At 72.6% G+C, this 15,651-nt stretch carries 17 protein-coding genes, 1 pseudogene and 1 riboswitch; of the genes and pseudogenes, 2 read left to right on the forward strand and 16 right to left on the reverse strand.

The features are described 5' to 3' along the window. Positions 1–309: 309 nt before the first annotated feature. The 11 genes from D3273_RS18435 to D3273_RS18485 all read right to left on the reverse strand — a co-directional run bounded on the left by D3273_RS18435 (position 310) and on the right by D3273_RS18485 (position 9,392). A complete protein-coding gene (locus tag D3273_RS18435) occupies positions 310–786 on the reverse strand; it encodes a GNAT family N-acetyltransferase (protein ID WP_165359561.1) in 477 nt (158 codons plus the stop codon). A gap of 10 nt (positions 787–796) precedes the next feature. Then, entirely contained in the window at positions 797–1,489 is a 693-nt protein-coding gene (tsaB, locus tag D3273_RS18440; RefSeq protein WP_129228366.1) for a tRNA (adenosine(37)-N6)-threonylcarbamoyltransferase complex dimerization subunit type 1 TsaB, read from the reverse strand. A gap of 99 nt (positions 1,490–1,588) precedes the next feature. Next, a complete protein-coding gene (locus tag D3273_RS18445; RefSeq protein WP_129228367.1) occupies positions 1,589–2,158 on the reverse strand; it encodes a NifU family protein in 570 nt (189 codons plus the stop codon). Between the two features lie 140 nt (positions 2,159–2,298). Further along, entirely contained in the window at positions 2,299–2,793 is a 495-nt protein-coding gene (locus D3273_RS18450) for a DoxX family membrane protein (RefSeq protein WP_129228368.1), read from the reverse strand. 127 nt (positions 2,794–2,920) lie between these two features. Beyond that, positions 2,921–4,012 carry a tartrate dehydrogenase gene (locus D3273_RS18455; RefSeq protein ID WP_129228369.1) on the reverse strand — a complete coding sequence of 364 codons (1,092 nt, stop codon included), beginning with the start codon at positions 4,010–4,012 and terminating at the stop codon, positions 2,921–2,923. A gap of 156 nt (positions 4,013–4,168) precedes the next feature. Continuing rightward, a complete protein-coding gene (locus D3273_RS18460; protein ID WP_129228370.1) occupies positions 4,169–4,381 on the reverse strand; it encodes a dodecin in 213 nt (70 codons plus the stop codon). A 95-nt stretch (positions 4,382–4,476) separates the two neighbouring features. After that, positions 4,477–4,770: a hypothetical protein gene (locus tag D3273_RS18465; RefSeq protein ID WP_129228371.1), complete on the reverse strand. Its 294-nt coding sequence runs from the start codon at positions 4,768–4,770 to the stop codon at positions 4,477–4,479. 116 nt (positions 4,771–4,886) lie between these two features. Beyond that, positions 4,887–6,317 (reverse strand): HlyC/CorC family transporter, encoded by a 1,431-nt coding sequence (locus tag D3273_RS18470; protein ID WP_129228372.1) that lies wholly within the window; start codon positions 6,315–6,317, stop codon positions 4,887–4,889. A gap of 4 nt (positions 6,318–6,321) precedes the next feature. After that, positions 6,322–7,476: a 3-dehydroquinate synthase gene (aroB, locus tag D3273_RS18475; RefSeq protein ID WP_129228373.1), complete on the reverse strand. Its 1,155-nt coding sequence runs from the start codon at positions 7,474–7,476 to the stop codon at positions 6,322–6,324. Then, positions 7,473–8,102, reverse strand: coding sequence for a shikimate kinase (locus D3273_RS18480; protein ID WP_129228374.1), 630 nt, complete (start codon positions 8,100–8,102; stop codon positions 7,473–7,475). Before D3273_RS18480 ends, aroB begins: the two co-directional genes overlap by 4 nt. Before the next feature lie 141 nt (positions 8,103–8,243). Then, positions 8,244–9,392 carry an aminotransferase gene (locus D3273_RS18485; RefSeq protein WP_129228375.1) on the reverse strand — a complete coding sequence of 383 codons (1,149 nt, stop codon included), beginning with the start codon at positions 9,390–9,392 and terminating at the stop codon, positions 8,244–8,246. Positions 9,393–9,662: 270 nt separating this feature from the next. Here D3273_RS18485 and D3273_RS18490 point away from each other — a divergent pair, with 270 nt between their 5' ends. Beyond that, positions 9,663–10,697 (forward strand): HD-GYP domain-containing protein, encoded by a 1,035-nt coding sequence (locus D3273_RS18490; protein ID WP_165359562.1) that lies wholly within the window; start codon positions 9,663–9,665, stop codon positions 10,695–10,697. Positions 10,698–10,841: 144 nt separating this feature from the next. Here the strand turns inward: D3273_RS18490 and D3273_RS18495 are convergent, their stop codons facing one another. From D3273_RS18495 to D3273_RS18515, 5 genes and pseudogenes are all read right to left on the reverse strand, one after another. Continuing rightward, positions 10,842–11,483, reverse strand: a complete 642-nt coding sequence (locus D3273_RS18495; protein WP_245501262.1) for a thiamine phosphate synthase — start codon at positions 11,481–11,483, stop codon at positions 10,842–10,844. Then, positions 11,480–12,250 carry a thiazole synthase gene (thiG, locus tag D3273_RS18500; RefSeq protein ID WP_129228377.1) on the reverse strand — a complete coding sequence of 257 codons (771 nt, stop codon included), beginning with the start codon at positions 12,248–12,250 and terminating at the stop codon, positions 11,480–11,482. The genes D3273_RS18495 and thiG overlap by 4 nt, the downstream gene beginning before the upstream one ends. Positions 12,251–12,254: 4 nt before the next feature. Further along, the gene (gene thiS / locus D3273_RS18505) at positions 12,255–12,467 is read right to left on the reverse strand and encodes a sulfur carrier protein ThiS (protein WP_129228378.1); all 213 of its coding nucleotides are present in this window, start codon (positions 12,465–12,467) and stop codon (positions 12,255–12,257) included. Continuing rightward, entirely contained in the window at positions 12,464–13,684 is a 1,221-nt protein-coding gene (thiO, locus tag D3273_RS18510) for a glycine oxidase ThiO (protein WP_207210823.1), read from the reverse strand. Before thiO ends, thiS begins: the two co-directional genes overlap by 4 nt. Positions 13,685–13,732: 48 nt before the next feature. Further along, positions 13,733–13,857: riboswitch (TPP riboswitch) on the reverse strand. A gap of 318 nt (positions 13,858–14,175) precedes the next feature. Continuing rightward, positions 14,176–14,844: pseudogene (locus D3273_RS18515) on the reverse strand (response regulator transcription factor); the annotation flags it as partial. Between the two features lie 368 nt (positions 14,845–15,212). Here D3273_RS18515 and flgB point away from each other — a divergent pair. Next, positions 15,213–15,650, forward strand: a complete 438-nt coding sequence (gene flgB, locus D3273_RS18520) for a flagellar basal body rod protein FlgB (protein WP_428977789.1) — start codon at positions 15,213–15,215, stop codon at positions 15,648–15,650. Position 15,651 lies beyond the last annotated feature (1 nt).

Genomic DNA, 15,651 nt, shown 5'->3' on the forward strand with positions numbered 1-15,651 from the left:
GTGCCGTCCCTCATCTTAGGGATTTCCGGCGCCGATACGATCGAAATCCCGGCCGGGGGCCGGAAATTCGCCGCGCACGGCGCCGCAGGCCCGGAGATGTGCACGGAGATGGAGTTCCGAAAGGGGGATCGCCCGGCGGACGCGATGGGGACTTCGGGCGACACTGTCCGCCCGTGCGCGCGCCGGGTTCCCACCTCGATCCGGACTTCGCCGCGATCAACATCGACGATGTCGAACACCGGGCCGTGCCAGGTCCGGGACGCAGACCAGCCGGGATCGGATCCGCGGTCCTGGAGGGGCCGGCCGACCCTAGCCGATGGTCCGCCGCAGGATCAGCGCCGTGGCGGGCGTGCCGCCGGCGACGCGGTAATAGCCCTGCCGTCGCCCGACCTCGGTGAAGCCCAGGCCCGCGTAGAGCCTGCGGGCCGCCGCGTTGGTGTCGCCCACCTCCAAGAACCAGGATTTCACGCCGTGGCGCAGGAGCGCCTCCATGTTGGCGCGCATCAGCCGGCCCGCGACGCCCTGGCGCCGGTTCGACGGGTCGACCACGATCGTCAGCACCTCGGCCTCGTCGGCGGCGCGGCGCGACAGGATGAAGCCCTGCATCCGCCGTGGGTCGCGCGTCTCCACCAGGGCGTGGCCGAAGCAGCTTTCGGCGCCGATCAGCCGCTCGAAGTCGAGCGCGTCCCAGGGATGGGGGAAGCCCGTCGCGTGGAGCCGGGCGCAATCCTCGGCGCGGTCGCCGTCGAGGACGATCGCGTGGCCGGGGCGGGTCCGTCCGAACACGGTGCCGTCCTCAGGTCGCGGACGCGGGCGCCAGCAGCCCGCTCGGGCGCGGCGGCGTGGCGTCGGGCGCCTTGAGGTAGAGCGGGCGCGGCAGGGCGGTGTCGGGGTCGGCGAGCAGGCCGAGCCGGGCCACGAAATCGATGTCGGGCAGCGCGTGGAACCCTTCCGTGTCGGCCGTTACGCCGAGCGCGAAGGCGGCGCGGGCGACCGCCGGCCCGCCCGAGCCGATGAGCCGCAGGGGCCCCTGGCCCAGCGCCCGCGCCGCCGCGGCGGCCGACATCAGCGCGGGCGCCAGCAGGGTTTCGCCGCGGGCGCCGAAGCTTTGCACGAAGACGTTCCCGTGACGCGCGTCGATGGCGGCCACGATGGGGGGCCGCGCCCCCACCGCGATGGCGGGCGCCGCCAGGGCCGCCAGGGTCGACACGCCCACGACCGGCACCCCGCAGGCGAGGCCGAAGGCGCGTGCCGCCGACACGCCGATGCGGATCCCCGTGAAGGAGCCCGGCCCGATCGTCACCGCCACGCGGGTGATGGCGGAAAAGCCGCCGGGCAACCGCGCCACGACGCGGTCGACGAGCGGCAGCAGGGCTTCGGCGTGGCCCGCCTCCATGAAGAGCGTATCGGCGGCGAAGGGCTTCGTGTCGCCCGGGGCGAGCAGGCAGGCCGATGTCGCCGCCAATGCCGTGTCGATCGCCAGGATCACCGCCGTCCCACCTTCCGCCGGGCGCGCGGGCGGCCACGGGATGTGACGGCGATGCGGCCGGGCGACGGCGGACGCAGGGCCGCCGTCACCCCCGCCGTATCAGATCTGCTCGACGGCGTGAACTTCCGGCACGAAGTGCTTCAACAGATTCTGGATGCCGCTCTTCAGCGTGGCCGTCGAGGACGGGCAGCCTGCGCAGGCGCCCTTCATCTTCAGGTAGACGATGCCGTCCTTGAAGCCCTTGAAGGTGATGTCGCCGCCGTCGCCGGCCACGGCGGGGCGCACGCGCGTCTCGATCAGGTCCTTGATGGTGTCGACCGTGTCGACGTCGGCGTCGTCGAAGAACTCGTCGCCGTCGGCGCCATAGGCGGCCGGCGCGGCATGGCCCGCCTCGAGCAGCGGCGCCCCGGAGGTGAAGTGCTCCATGATGGCGCCCAGGATGGCGGGCTTCAGCCAGGCCCAGTCGCTGCCGTCCTTGGTGACGGACACGAAGTCGGCGCCGAAGAACACGCCCGACACGCCCTCGATGGAGAACAGGGCCTGGGCGAGCGGGGAGCGCTCGGCTCCGGCGGCGTCGCGGATGTCCAGCGTGCCTTCCGTCATCACCGGGCGGCCGGGGATGAACTTCAGGGTGGCGGGGTTCGGGGTCTGCTCGGTCTCGATGAACATGGATGATCCTCCGGCCGGTTCAAAGCCGGCCTCAGACGAGTGATGTGGGGTGGCCCCCGGCCCGCTTATAGGGCGGGGACGCGGCATGCGTCACCCGCCGACGGTGAAATCGCCCCCGTCGGCGGCCCGGGAGGGGTGGTTCAGCGGAAGGCGGTGTAGCGCGTCCTCGGCGGCACCTGCGCGGCGCGGGCCGGGTTGCGGGCCGGCCGGCGCAGCACCGGCGGGACCGGCTTCGGCGCCGGCGGGCGGTGCTCCAGGGTGATGGTCATCAGCCCGCCGGCGAGCGCGAAGTTCTTCAGGAACTCCCACAGGTGCTCGCGGCCCTCGCTCTTCACGTCCTGCTTCAGCAGGTCGTCGTAGGTCCAGAACTGGTGGTACAGCGCCGCCGTCACGGCGCAGAAGCCCGCCAGCACCAGCGCGGCCTCGCGGTCGCGCTTTTCCGCCACGATCAGGATCGGGGCGATGGTTTCCACGGCGATGCCGAGGTCGAGCAGCAGGCCCGGGTCGGGCAGGGGGCCGGACCCGGCCTGCTGCAGGGCCTGCTTGCGGTTGTAGACCTTGTCGGCCGCGCTCGGCGGGAACAGGCAGACCATGCTGACGCGGGTCAGGGTCCGGAGGAACTGGTTGCGGATCATGAGGGAACGCTCCTGCAGGCGGGGGCGGGCCCCGGCGGCTTCGGAACTTGTCGCGCGCCGATTCGGATCCGGTGCCGCGTTCGGTCGCCCGGGGCGGCGCGTCCGCCGGCCTCCCCGGAGCGCGGGTTCAGCCGAGCGCCGCCACTACGGCGTCGCCGCAGGCGCGCGTGTCGGCGGAGCCTCCGAGGTCGCGGGTGCGGGTGCGCGGATCGGACAGGCTGCGCTCGATCGCGCGCAGGATGTCGGCGGCGGCATCGGCTTCCCCGAGGTGGTCCAGCATCATGGCCGCCGACCAGATCTGGCCGATCGGGTTGGCGATGCCCTGGCCCGCGATGTCGGGCGCCGAGCCGTGGACCGGCTCGAACAGGGACGGGAAATCGCCCTCGGGGTTGATGTTGCCCGACGGCGCGATGCCGATCGTGCCCGTGCAGGCGGGTCCGAGGTCCGACAGGATGTCGCCGAACAGGTTGGACGCCACCACGACGTCGAACCGGTCCGGGTTCAGCACGAAGTGGGCCGTGAGGATGTCGATGTGGTACTTGTCCCACCGCACCTCCGGGTAGGATTTCGCCATGGCTTCGACCCGCTCGTCCCAATAGGGCATGGTGATCGAGATGCCGTTCGACTTGGTGGCCGAGGTGAGGTGGCGCTTCGGGCGGCGGCCGGCGAGGTCGAAGGCGTAGCGCAGCACGCGGTCGACGCCGTGGCGCGTCATCACGGTCTCCTGCATCACCGTTTCGCGGTCCGTGCCTTCGAAGATGCGGCCGCCGATGGAGGAATATTCGCCCTCGGTGTTCTCGCGCACGACCCAGAAATCGATGTCGCCCGGCTCGCGCCCGGCGAGGGGCGCCTTCACGCCCGGCACCAGCCGCACCGGGCGCAGGTTGACGTACTGGTCGAAGACGCGGCGGAACTGCAGCAGCGAGCCCCACAGCGACACGTGGTCGGGGATCTTCTCGGGAAGGCCGACCGCCCCGAAGAAGATAGCGTCGTGGCCGCCGATCTGCGCCTGCCAGTCTTCCGGCAGCATGCGGCCGTGCCGCTCGTAATAATCGTAGGAGGAGAAGTCGAACTGGTCGAAGGACAGCCCGAGCCCGTGCCGGCGCGCCACCGCGTCCAGCACTTTCAGGCCTTCCGGCACCGTTTCCTTGCCGATGCCGTCGCCGGGTATCACGGCGATGCGGCGCCGGTTGGTCGCCGTGGACGTTGCGTCCGCCATGTCGGCTTCTCCCCCCTTGAGGGCCCCTCGCAGGGGCGCTCGAACCCTGGATGGCCGGCGCCGCGAGGTCACGGCGTCGGGCCGATGTCGTCCGCCACGTCCCGCTCCGGGCGGCGGTGCGCGGGGGCCGGACGGCCGCCCGGGACCGCCCGGCGGTCAGCGGTCGTCGAGCGTGAAGCCGATCTTCAGCGTGACCTGGAAATGCGCGACCTTTCCGTCCTCGACGTGCCCGCGCGTCTCGACCACCTGGAACCAGCGGATGTTGCGGATGGTCTTGGAGGCGTCGGCGATGGCCTCCTTGATGGCGTCGTCGATCCCCGTCGGGGAGGAGCCCACGACCTCGATCAGCCGGTAGGTATGCTCGGACATCTGTCTTCCTGTCGCCTGCGGCGCCCCCGCGGCGCCTCGCACGGGTTGAGAATGCGCGAACCCCGCTTTCGGCTCCCCGGCGCGGCGAGCGATGATCAGTGGCGTTCGCCGCCCGGGGCCGATCCGCCGCGCGAGGCCCGGTCCGCCTCGCCCGCCGGCGCGAAGGTGAGGAAGAGGTAGAAGCCGTTGAAGCCCGCGCCGACCTCGGCGGCCGCGAGCGAGAAGCCCGTCACCGGCGCGTCGCCGTCCGCGATGGCGAAGCCGAAGTTCCAGTCCCCCGACAGCAGGAACGGCGGCACCGGGACGTCGGCCGATACGGCGCAGCACAGCCCGTCGTCGCGACGGCGTCGGAACACGTTCCAGGTGCGGAATTCAGTCTGGTGGTCCATCGGGCGGCCCTGTCCGTGCGAACGGGAACAGACTGGGCTGCCGCGAAAATGCCGGCATTTACCTATGTTGCAGATCGGCTTCGTCGGACGACGAAAGAGTTCCCGCACGGCGCATTTTATTTCGCGGCGCTCGGCCTCGGCTGGAAGGGCACCGCGCGGCTCCGCTCGGACGTCGCCGCCGCCGTTCGCCGCCGCTGCGTGGCGGTGGGCGGACGCGGCACCGCGGGCTTGGCCGCCGGTGGGCCGCCGTCGCCGCCGTCCGGCGCGACGCGCATCAGGGTGAGGAGGTTGCGGACCTTTCGCAGCACCTCGAAGCGGAAGCCGTGGAACGTGAACACCTGACCCACGTCCGGGATGGTCTGGGCCTCGTGGATGACCAGGCCCGCGATCGTGTTGGCCTCCTCGTCGGGCAGTTCCCAGTTCATCACGCGGTTGAGGTCGCGGATCGGCACCGAACCGTCGACCGTGACGCTGCCGTCCGCATTCACGCGCAGTCCCTGGACGGCGAGGTCGTGCTCGTCGCGGATATCGCCGACGATCTCCTCGAGGATGTCTTCCAGCGTGACGAGGCCCTCGACCTCGCCGTATTCGTCGACGACCAGCGCGAAGTGCTGCTTGCGGCGGAGGAACTCCTGGAGCTGGTCCTGCAGGCTGGTGGTCGCGGGGACGAACCAGGGCTCGAACGCGATGGCGCCGATATCGAGGCGCGAGCCGTCGCCGCCGTGCTCCGACAGCGCGCGCAGGACCTCCTTGGCGTGGAGCACGCCGACGATCTCGTCGGGCTCGCCGCGCCACAGCGGCAGCCGGGTGTGGGGCGAGGCCAGCACCTCGCGCAGCACCTCGGCCGGGGGCAGGGCGGCGTTGATGCTCTGCATCTTGGTGCGGTGGACCATCACGTCCTGCACTTCGAGCTCGTGCAGGTCGAGCAGGCCGCCCACCATGTCGCGGTCGGAACGCTCGACGCCGCCTTCCTGGTGGAGGAGGTCGACGGCGCTCTTCAGCTCCTCGACGCCGCTGAGCATCGAGCGGTTCTCGTCGAGGTCGACCCCGAACACGCGCAGGATGCCCCGGACCAGGATCTCGACCGCCGCCAGCACGGGGCCGAACACCGCCACCATGGCGGCCACCATGCGGGCCAGGAACAGCGACGCCCGGTCGGGGAAATTGATCGCGACGGTCTTGGGCAGCACTTCGGCGAAGACCAGGATGATCACCGTCATCAGCACGGTGGCGTAGAGCACCCCGCGCTCGCCCACCAGCGCCAGCAGCACGCTGGTGATGAGGGCGGACGCGGTGATGTTGGCGACGTTGTTGCCGAGCAGCATGGCGCCGATGAAGCGCTCGCGGTCCTCGAGCAGGCGCGTCACGATGCCGGCGCGCTTGTCGCCGCCCTTCTCGATGGCGTGCATGCGGGCGCGCGACGCCGCCGTCAGCGCCGTCTCGGCCGCGGCGAAGAAGGCCGACAGCGTGATGCAGATCACCACCACCGCGATGTCGAGCCAAAGGTCCGCCCCCTGGGCGGCCACCTCGGCCGGAGCGCCATGCATCGGTTCAGCCCTTCGCCATCTCGCCGTCGAGGAAGTCCCTCACCGCGGCCGCCGCCACGTCCGGCGCCAGGAAGCTCCGGCCGATGCCGCGGGCCAGGATGAGGTTGAGGCGCCCGCGGGTCACCTTCTTGTCCTGCATCATGGCGTCGAGCACGGCCTCGGCGCCCGGGCCGGAACCCTCGGTCCAGCCCGGCACGTCGCCGATCCGGGTGGGCAGGCCCGCCGCGCGGAAATGGGACGCGACGCGCGCCGCGTCCCCGCCGGGGCAGATCCCCTGCGCGGCCGAGAAGCGGAACGCCAGCGCGATGCCGATCGCCACGGCTTCGCCGTGGACGAGGCGCGCGCCGTCGTAGGCCGTGAGGCGCTCCAGCGCGTGGCCGAAGGTGTGGCCGAGGTTCAGCAGCGCGCGGTCCCCGCGCTCGTGCTCGTCCCGCGCCACCACGGCGGCCTTCGAGCGGCAGGACAGCGCGATGGCGTGTCGGCGCGCTTCGGCGCCGTTCGCCCCGCCGGCGAAGACGGCGTCCCGGTTCTCGTCGAGCCAGTCGAAGAAGGGCGCGTCGTCGATGAGGCCGTATTTCGCCACCTCGGCGTAGCCCGCGCGGAACTCGCGCTGGCTCAGCGTGTCGAGGCAGCCGGTGTCGGCCAGCACCAGCGCGGGCTGGTGGAAGGCGCCGACGAGGTTCTTGCCCTGGGGGGCGTTGATGCCCGTCTTGCCGCCCACCGACGAATCCACCTGGGCCAGCAGGGTGGTGGGGATCTGCACGAAGCGAAGCCCGCGCTTCAGCGTGGCGGCCACGAAGCCCGCGAGGTCGCCCACGACGCCGCCGCCGAGCGCCACCACGAGGTCGCCGCGTTCGAACCGCCCGTCGAGCACGGCGCCGCACACGTCCGCGTAGGTGGCGAAGCTTTTAGAGCCTTCGCCGGGCTCGACCACCACCTCGGCGTGGCGGACGCCGGCGGCGTCGAGCGAGGCGAGGAGCGCCGGCAGGTGGTGCCGCGCCACCGTGCGGTCCGTCACGACCGCGCAGGCGGCGCCGGGCGCGAGGGCGGCGATGCGGGCGCCGGCGCCGGCGACGAGGCCGGGCCCGATCAGGATGTCGTAGGAGCGGTCGCCGAGCCCGACGGGGATGCGGGTCGGTTCGGGGGCGGGGAGGGTCACGGTACGAGGCGCCTCGCGATGGCGGCCGCCAGCGCGTCCACCATGACGTCGTGCGAACAATCGCGCGACTCGACGGTGACGTCGGCCTCGGCATAGACGGGGTAGCGTTCGGCCATGAGGCGCTTCAGGGTCCCTTCGGGGTCGGGCGTGCGCAGCAGCGGCCGGTTCGACCGCTTGCGCACGCGGCGCATCAATACGTCGAAATCGGCCTTGATCCAAACCGACAGGCTGCCCGACTTGATGGCGGCGCGGGTGGCGGGATGGATGAAGGCGCCCCCGCCGGTGGCGACCACGCGCGGGCCGCCGCCGATCAGCCGGCCGACGACGCGGTTCTCGCGGTCGCGGAAGAACGACTCCCCGTGGCGGGCGAAGATGTCGGGGATGGCCATGCCGGCGGCGGTCTCGATCTCGACGTCGCTGTCGACGAAGTCGAGGCCGAGGTGGCTGGCCAGGCGCCGGCCCATCACGGTCTTGCCGGCGCCCATCATGCCGGTGAGCACGATGGGGCGGGGGCCGAGGTGGCGCAGGATGGCGGCGGAGCGGACGGCCTGCGGCGAGGCCTCGGGGCGGTGTCCGCCCCTGCCGTGGTCCGCGTCCTCGTCCCCGAACTGCGCCGTCGCCCTCATGCGGCGATCCTTAGCACGCGGCGCGGGCGTTGCTAATCCCGCGTGGGATCCGTCCCGGCCGATAACGGCCGTCGGAGGGCTTCCGCCGGCGCGGGGCAGGGCGCTTCCGGCATCCGGCCCCTTCCGGCCGGCGTCCGCACGTCAGCGGCGCGAAGCCGCCCCGTCCAGCCGCTCCAGGGCGGCATCGAGCGTGGCATCCGCCTTGGCGAAGCAGAAGCGCACCACGCTGCGCACCGCGTCCTCGGCGTAGAAGGCCGACACCGGCACGGCCGCGACCCCCTCCTGCGCCACGAGCCGCTCGCAGAAGCCCACGTCGTCCGTCACGCCGAGCGGCGCGAGGTCGACGTTGAGGAAGTAGGTGCCGGCGGTCGGCAGCACCGCGAAGCCGCGCTCGGCCAGGCCCGCCGCCAAACGGTCGCGCGAGCGCTGCAGGCCCGACCGCATGGCGTCGAAATGTTCGGCCGGCTTGCCGAGGCCGTAGGCGACGGCGCTTTGCAGGTTCGGGGGCGTGGTGAAGGTCAGGAACTGGTGGGCCTTCGACAGCACGCGCATCAGCGCCGGCGCCGCCACCGTGAAGCCCACCTTCCAGCCCGTCAGCCCGAAGATCTTGCCCGCCGACCCCACCTTGACGGTCCGCTCCCGCATGCCGGGCAGGCTCATCATGGGGATGTGTCCGGCGCGGTCGAAGGTGACGTGCTCCCACACCTCATCGCAGAGCGCCACGGCGTCGTGGGCCGTGCAGAACCGCGCCAGGCGCTCCAGCGCGGCCCGCCCGAACACCGTGCCGGTCGGGTTCAAGGGCGAGTTGAACAGCACGACGCGGGTCCGCGGCGAGAAGGCCCGCGCGAGGTCCTCGTCCGAGAAGTCCCAGTGCGGCGGCTTCAGGGTGACGAAGCGCGGGATGCCCCCGGCGCGGCGCACGAGCGGCAGGTAGGCGTCGTACATCGGCTGGAACAGCACCACCTCGTCGCCGGGCTCGATCAGCGCCAGGAGCGCGCCCGCCAGCGCTTCCGTCGCCCCCGACGTCACCATGACGTCGTCCGCCGACAGCGCGAGGTTCTGGATGCGTCCATAATGGTCGGCGACGGCCTGCCGCAGTTCGGGCAACCCCATCATGGGAGGGTATTGGTTCCAGCCGTCGAACACCGCATCGGCGGCGGCGCGCCGGATGTCGAGCGGGCCGGGGTCGTCCGGGAACCCCTGGCCGAGGTTGACGGCCCCGTGCTGGCGCGCGAGGCGCGACATGGTTTCGAAGACCGTGGTGGGCAGGTCGGCGAAGACGGGGTTCACGGGCGATGTCGTCCACACGGGCGGAGAGGGCCGTGCTGTCGCGGTTCGGGACGGTTTTGGCAAGCGCCAGACCGCAGGTCGCGATGGGCCTCCGTCCCGTCCGGACGCAGGGGCGCGCAGCTTCGCCCTGTCGCATTGCCGGGCCGGATGCCGCCGCGTACCGTCGGGGTGCATGCTGAACGCGACCGGCGTCGGACGGGTCGCCCGTCCGGTCGCGGCTGGCCCATCGGGCTGCGGGGGACCCCAAGGGTGCTTTTGCTGACGGATCGCTTGAAGGACGGTCTGCGCCTTCGGGAGGTCGTCGACGCGGTCGAGCCCTGCACCCTGGTGGGGCCGGGGCAGAGCGCCGAGGCCTCGCCCGACCACCGCCTCATCATCTGCGACGCCGCGCTCGACGGCCCCGAAGCCCTGGCGGTGTTCCGGGCCGTGCTGGCCCACCACCGGTTGGATCCCGCCGTGCCGGTGCTGTGTCTCGCCCGGGGGACGGGGCCCGACGTCATGGCGCAGGCCGGGGCGATCGGCGCCACCGCGGTCCTGCCGCGCGACGCTTCGGATGCCCAGATCCTGTTCACCGCCCGGCGGTTGATCCGTTCCGGCCGGCCGGCGGACCGGTGCCCGGCCGAACCCGCGGTGGCGGCGAGCGCCCGGGACGCCGCCGGAGCCTTCGGCGACGTGTTCGAAGCGGCCCGCCGCGGCCGATCCGTGTCGGCGAGCGCGCTGCGGCGGGGCGGCTCCTCCGTCATGGACGCCGTGGCGGGTGGGCGCATCGGAAGCTGGCTCGACGTGGTGCGCAGCCACGACGACGCCACCTACCAGCACTGTCTGCTGGTGGCGGGGCTGTCGACCGGCTTCGCGGCCCGCCTCGGGATGACGACCAGGGGCCAAAGGCTCGTCGCCCAGGCGGCGCTGGTCCACGACATCGGCAAGGCCGCGATCCCGCCCGCCATCCTCAACAAGCCCGGCCCGCTGTCCCCGGCGGAGCTGGACGTCATGCGCAGCCACGCCACGATCGGCCACGAGATGCTGGTGCGCCAGAGCGGCTTCGACCCGCAGCTCCTCGACATCGTGCGGCACCACCACGAGTACCTCGACGGGTCGGGCTATCCCGACGGGTTGAGCGGCGACGAGGTGTCGGCGCTGTCCCGGCTGGTGACGATCTGCGACATCTACGCGGCGCTGATCGAGCGGCGCGCCTACAAGACGCCGACGCCGCCGGGCGAAGCCTTGGCCACCCTGGTCGCCATGGGGGGCAAGCTCGACGCGGGGCTGGTCCGGGCCTTCTGCGATTTCATCGGCGTCGCCTGACACCAGCGGGGCGACGTCCCGACCGGCCGGGGACCGCGAACTCGCGCCGCCGCTCGTGCGGCGCGACGGAGGTGCGTCGGTGGCTCCCTCGCCCGGTATGGGCGAGGAAGCGGAACGCAGGCGCGGCTTCGCGACGGACGGGCGTCAGCGCAGCGCCGCGGGACGACGCGCCGCAGCGGCGGCGGCCCGCACGAGCGCGGCCCCGCCGCCCCGCATCGCGTCGCCCATGACCGCCGTCCCGGCGGCCCCGGCGTCGAGGCAGGCTTCGATCGCCGCCGCGGTCACGCCGCCGAGCGCCAGGATGGGAAGGCCGAGGCCGGCCGCCTCCCGCAAGCCCGCCAAGCCCAGCGCCGGCCCGTAGCCCGGCTTGCTGGCGCTCGGGAAGATGGGGCTGAGCGTCGCATAATCGGCCCCGGCGTCGCGCGCCGCCCGTACGTCGTCCGGCCCGTGCGCCGACACGCCGAGGAGCCGCCCCGGCCCGAGCCGCCGGCGCGCCGCCGCGACGTCCGCCCCGGTCCCGAGCTGCACGCCGGCGCCGAGCTCGGCGGCGAGCGCGACGTCGGCGCCGACCGTCAGCGTCCCGCCGTGCCGCGCCACCCGGCGCGCGACGTCGATCGCCAGCGCGCGCCTCGCCGGCGCCGGCAGGTCCCTGTCGCGCAGCCACACCCAGCGGACGCCGGCGCCGAGCAGGTCCTCGACGAGATCGGGCAGGGGCTTCGCCGCCTGGTGCCGGTCCGTGACGACCAGGATCCGCGACGGCAGCGGCCCGCCGTCGCCCGGCGTCACGAGCCGACGAGGCCCATCTGCGGGCTCGACGGCTCGGCGCGGCGTCGGGCGGGGATGCGCCCGGCGCGGTGGGCCAGGCGGCCGGCCTCGACGGCGTGGCGGAAGGCGCGGGCCATCATCACGGGGTCGTCGGCCTTGGACACCGCCGTGTTGAGCAGCACCGCCGAGGCGCCGAGCTCCATGGCGATGGCGGCGTCCGACGCCGTGCCCAGCCCCGCGTCGACGATCACCGGCACGGGCGAGCGGCGGCACAGCTGTTCCAGCAGCGCCGGGTCCGACACGCCGAGGCCGGAGCCGATCAGCGACCCCAGCGGCATCACGGCGCTCGCGCCGCGGTCGGCGAGCCTTTGGCAGAGCACGGGGTCTGAGAAGCAGTAGGGGAGCACGGTGAAGCCGCGCTCGACGAGCTGCTCCGTGGCCTTCAGCAGCTCGACCGCGTCGGGGTAGAGCGTTTCGCGATCCCCGATGATCTCGAGCTTCACCCAGGCGGTGCCCAGCGCTTCGCGCCCCAGTTCGGCGGTGAGGATGGCGTCGCGCGCCGTCTCGCAGCCCGCCGTGTTGGGCAGAAAGCGGCGGCCCTTCAGCAGGCTCACCGTGTCGGATCCGTGGCCGGCGAGCGAGATCCGGCGCATCGACACCGTGACCATGTCGCAGCCCGAGGCGTCGACGGCGTCGGCCATGATGCGCTGCGTCGGGTAGCCGGCCGTGCCGAGGATGAGGCGGGACGCGAAGCGTTCCCCCGCGATGACCAGCGCGTCGTCGTCCATCGGTTCAGCCTCCCGCGACGGCGCGGATGATCTCCACCCGGTCGCCCTCGTCGATGATCGTGTCGTCCCAGTGCGCCGCCCGCACCACCTCGCCGTTCAGCGCGATGGCGAAGCCGCGGCGCGAGGGCGGCTCCAGATGCGCGGTTTCCGCCGCCCACAGCGCCGCCAGCGTGCGGACCTCCGTGTCGCGGGCCTCGCCGTTGACCGTCATCCTCATGCGTCACCCTTCCCGAACCGGCCGATGCCGAACCCCGCCGCCGCGCCCGCGACCCGCCCGTCCACGACCAACGCCTCGATCGCCTGCGCGGTGACGGGCGCCAGGAGGTAGCCGTTCCGGTGGTGGCCGGCCGCGAAGGCCAGGCCCGGCACCGCGCAGGCGCCGAGCGCCGGCGCGTCGTCCTCCGTGGTGGGGCGGAACCCCGCCCACACGCCCTCGACCGCCATCTCCTCGACACCGGGCAACACGCGCCTCACGCCTTCCAGGAGGGCGTAGAGCCCGCCCGCGGTGACGGACGCCTCGAACCCCGCTTCTTCCATCGTGGCGCCGACGATCATGCGGCCGTCGGATTTCGGCGCGATGTGGACCTCCGCGGTCCACACCACGTGGTCGATCGGCAGCGGCTGGGCGCGCCCGAAGAGCGGGCGTGCCCGCAGCGCCATCGACTGGCCCTTCAACGGGCGCAGCGGCAGGCGCAGACCGTCCGGCAGCAGGTTTCCCGAGGCGGCCGCGGCGCCGCTGGCGATCACCACCGTGCCGGCGCGGCACAGCTGTCCGCCCACGACGACCCCCGTGACGGCCCCCCCCGACATGTCGAGCCGGTCGGCAGCCGCCGCTTCCACCAGGAGGCCGCCGCGGGCAAGGAAGGCGGCGCGCAGGGCCGCCACGGTGAGGCGCGGGTCGACCTGGTGGTCGCCGGGGCAGAAGATGCCGCCGCCCACGTTGGGGCGCAGCCCGGGCTCGAGGTCGAGCACCGCGGACGCGCCCATCCAGCGCGCGTCGAGCCCGGCCCGGACCTGCAGGCCGTGGCGCGCGCGAAGGCGGTCGACCTCGTCGCGGCCGACCGCCACGATCAGCGTGCCCTTTTCCCAGTAATCGATGGATGCGCCCGCGTCGGCTTCGAGCGCGTCGCGGAACGACGGCCACAGCGCCAGACTTTCGCGGCACAGCTCCAGCAGCGGGTCGCCGCCGGGTTCGTGCTCGGCTTCAGCGGCCAGCATGCCGGTGGCGGCCGAACTCGTGCCGCCCCCGGCCGACGCGGCGTCGAACACCGCCACCGCGAGGCCGCGCCGGGCGAGGTGCCAGCCGACGGACAGGCCCACCACGCCCCCGCCCACGACGGCGACGTCGACGCGCGGCGGCACCTGCGGGGCTCCCGCGGCGGGCGGCCGGGGCAGGGGACCCAGGGCGTTGAACAGGACGGGCGCGCCCGCCATCGGCATCACTCCCCAACGCGGCGGGGCGCGGGACCGGCTGATGCGACGACGCGGAGCCGGTTCCAATCCCTACGCCGGTGCGAACCGGATCAGGTTCTAAGGATTTCCGCGCCGCCCGAACGCCGGGCCCAGCGGTGTCTCAGCCCCTTGCCGGGGATCTCCGTGGAACGCGTCACAAATGGAGGGCCGGGCCGGGCGGGTCAAGGGCCCGATGCGCGCCGGCGGACGGGCGGGACCCTGTCGCGACGGCGACGGCGCGGGACAGCACCCGTCGCGCGGCCGCCCGCCGGACGGGCCGAGCCGTCCGGACGGGTCACGCCGCGCGAGCGGCGGCGGGCGGTGAAGCCCCACGCCGGCGGGGGGGAGGTGGGACCGCTCGGCCGCGCCGGCGGCCGGGTGCGTCAGGCCGCGTCGGCCACCAGCGTCCGGGCGCCCACGCCGGCCTGTTCGCCGTCCCACAGCCCCGCCGGCACGGCGCCCGCGGGATCTTCGAGGCAGTAGCCCAGGTAGCGCTTCGACTCGATCGGGTCGTAGCCGAGCTTGGCGCGCAGCTTCTTGCGCAGCTTCGACACGTGGCTTTCCACCACGTTCTCCTCGATGTTCTCGTCGAAGATGCCGTAGATGGCGTTGAAGATCTGCGTCTTGGACACGCGGCGGCCGCGGTTCTTCACGAGATATTCGAGGATGCGGCGCTCGCGGCGCGGCAGAAGGAAGGCTTCCCCGCGGATCTCCGGGTCGCGGCCGTCGAAGAACACCCGGATCTCGCCCACCGCGACGTCGTCGCGCTTGGCGGCCCCGGCCGACACGCGGCGCCGGATGGCGTCGATGCGCGCCAGGAGCTCGCGGACGTGGATCGGCTTCTTCACGACGTCGTCGAAGCCGGCCGCGAACAGGTCCAGCGTCTGGTCGAGCGACTGCGTCTCGTTGATGGCGATGATCGGGGCGTTCGAGCGCTCGCGGATCCAGCCGGGGTAGTTCGACCGGTCGCGGCAGGTGCCGATCAGGAAGGCCTCGACGGCCTGGAGGTCGTGATCCGCCACCGTCTCGACCCAGCCCCGGAAATCCGCCGGGCAGAAGCCGGTCGAGCACACGCCCTCGGACTTGAAGCCGCCGGCATAGCCGACCGCAACGATTTCCCGGTCGTCGATCAGAATCAGCATCGGGATTCACCCTCTTCGGCGGCGGTGCGGACCCGCTCGCCCGGGCCGCACTCACGTTTCATTCACCAACTGAGGAAATTTTTAGGGCCGGGATGCTTAACAAAGCGTTTCTCGCGCGGCCCTTTCTCTCCTGCAACGCACGAGGGGAAGTCGGTAAGAGACAAGCAGCGATGCCGTGTCGTGCGTTTAATGCATCCTTAACACTTCAGTGAAGGTCGCTGATTCGTTTTCGATCGCCGTATTAACGGAAAGTAAACTCGGGTCTCGACGGTCGACGTGCGGCCCGACGCGACGCCCGAAGCTTGTCGATGTCGTGGTCGGAGCGCGGATCGACTTGCAAACCCAAGCCGGATTTGCGCGACAGCCCCGTGCAAGCTTGTGGCGGCAGGGTCGGCCTCGTCATCGACCACGAGCCGGGGAGCTTCGCCGTGGACCCCATCCACCTCTTCGACCTCGCCGGCAAGCAGGCGCGCTGGCTTTCGACGGACCAGTCGGTGATCGCCTCCAACGTCGCCAACGCGTCGACGCCGGGCTACCGCGCCCGGTCCCTGCAGCCCTTCTCCGAGGTGCTGGACAAGACCGGGCTTCAACTCGCCTCCACGGCGCCGAGCCACCTTTCCCTGGATCCCCTGCAGGTCCAGGCCGCCTCCATCAAGGAGGAGAACCCATGGGAGGTGACGGAGTCGGGCAACTCGGTCGCGCTCGAGCAGGAGCTGATCAAGGCCGGCGACGTGAACCGGGCCTATTCCCTCAACACCGGCATCGTGAAGACCTTTCACGCCATGCTGATGTCGGCGGCGAAGTGAG

Origin of the sequence: Lichenibacterium minor (assembly GCF_004137685.1) — a bacterium.
Lineage (GTDB): Bacteria > Pseudomonadota > Alphaproteobacteria > Rhizobiales > Beijerinckiaceae > Lichenihabitans > Lichenihabitans minor.

What these genes read in the sequence shown, in the direction of transcription:
- D3273_RS18445 (WP_129228367.1), bottom strand. Translation starts at nt 2,158, where the DNA reads ATGTTCATCGAGACCGAGCAGACCCCGAACCCCGCCACCCTGAAGTTC.
- D3273_RS18450 (WP_129228368.1), bottom strand. Translation starts at nt 2,793, where the DNA reads ATGATCCGCAACCAGTTCCTCCGGACCCTGACCCGCGTCAGCATGGTC.
- D3273_RS18455 (WP_129228369.1), bottom strand. Translation starts at nt 4,012, where the DNA reads ATGGCGGACGCAACGTCCACGGCGACCAACCGGCGCCGCATCGCCGTG.
- D3273_RS18460 (WP_129228370.1), bottom strand. Translation starts at nt 4,381, where the DNA reads ATGTCCGAGCATACCTACCGGCTGATCGAGGTCGTGGGCTCCTCCCCG.
- D3273_RS18465 (WP_129228371.1), bottom strand. Translation starts at nt 4,770, where the DNA reads ATGGACCACCAGACTGAATTCCGCACCTGGAACGTGTTCCGACGCCGT.
- D3273_RS18470 (WP_129228372.1), bottom strand. Translation starts at nt 6,317, where the DNA reads ATGCATGGCGCTCCGGCCGAGGTGGCCGCCCAGGGGGCGGACCTTTGG.
- D3273_RS18480 (WP_129228374.1), bottom strand. Translation starts at nt 8,102, where the DNA reads ATGAGGGCGACGGCGCAGTTCGGGGACGAGGACGCGGACCACGGCAGG.
- thiG (WP_129228377.1), bottom strand. Translation starts at nt 12,250, where the DNA reads ATGGACGACGACGCGCTGGTCATCGCGGGGGAACGCTTCGCGTCCCGC.
- thiS (WP_129228378.1), bottom strand. Translation starts at nt 12,467, where the DNA reads ATGAGGATGACGGTCAACGGCGAGGCCCGCGACACGGAGGTCCGCACG.
- thiO (WP_207210823.1), bottom strand. Translation starts at nt 13,684, where the DNA reads ATGGCGGGCGCGCCCGTCCTGTTCAACGCCCTGGGTCCCCTGCCCCGG.